This is a genomic window from Streptomyces sp. NPDC007907, from assembly GCF_042959365.1.
Classification (GTDB): Bacteria; Actinomycetota; Actinomycetes; order Streptomycetales; family Streptomycetaceae; genus Streptomyces; species Streptomyces indiaensis.
In genome coordinates this window covers 1-1,036 of sequence record NZ_JBIBKR010000029.1, presented here as the reverse complement: position 1 = coordinate 1,036, position 1,036 = coordinate 1, and the positions used below count along the sequence as shown (strand labels likewise).

The 1,036-nt window shown below is 56.1% G+C and carries 1 rRNA gene; it reads right to left on the bottom strand.

The features are described from left to right. Positions 1 to 22: 22 nt before the first annotated feature. Positions 23 to 1,036 (bottom strand): 23S ribosomal RNA (locus tag ACFZDI_RS35925); the annotation flags it as partial.

Sequence of the window (1,036 nt, the reverse complement as noted above, 5' to 3'; positions counted from 1 at the left end):
AACACAGTGGACGCGAGCAACTGAGGACAAGCCCTCGGCCTATTAGTACCGGTCAACTCCACACGTTACCGTGCTTCCATATCCGGCCTATCAACCCAGTCGTCTACTGGGAGCCTTACCCTCTCATGGAGGTGGGAGTCCTCATCTCGAAGCAGGCTTCCCGCTTAGATGCTTTCAGCGGTTATCCCTCCCGAACGTAGCCAACCAGCCATGCCCTTGGCAGAACAACTGGCACACCAGAGGTTCGTCCGTCCCGGTCCTCTCGTACTAGGGACAGCCCTTCTCAAGACTCCTACGCGCACAGCGGATAGGGACCGAACTGTCTCACGACGTTCTAAACCCAGCTCGCGTACCGCTTTAATGGGCGAACAGCCCAACCCTTGGGACCGACTCCAGCCCCAGGATGCGACGAGCCGACATCGAGGTGCCAAACCATCCCGTCGATATGGACTCTTGGGGAAGATCAGCCTGTTATCCCCGGGGTACCTTTTATCCGTTGAGCGACGGCGCTTCCACAAGCCACCGCCGGATCACTAGTCCCGACTTTCGTCCCTGCTCGACCCGTCGGTCTCACAGTCAAGCTCCCTTGTGCACTTACACTCAACACCTGATTGCCAACCAGGCTGAGGGAACCTTTGGGCGCCTCCGTTACTCTTTAGGAGGCAACCGCCCCAGTTAAACTACCCATCAGACACTGTCCCTGATCCGGATCACGGACCCAGGTTAGACATCCAGCACGACCAGACTGGTATTTCAACGACGACTCCACCCACACTGGCGTGTGGACTTCACAGTCTCCCAGCTATCCTACACAAGCCGAACCGAACACCAATATCAAACTGTAGTAAAGGTCCCGGGGTCTTTCCGTCCTGCTGCGCGAAACGAGCATCTTTACTCGTAGTGCAATTTCACCGGGCCTATGGTTGAGACAGTCGAGAAGTCGTTACGCCATTCGTGCAGGTCGGAACTTACCCGACAAGGAATTTCGCTACCTTAGGATGGTTATAGTTACCACCGCCGTTTACTGGCGCTTAAG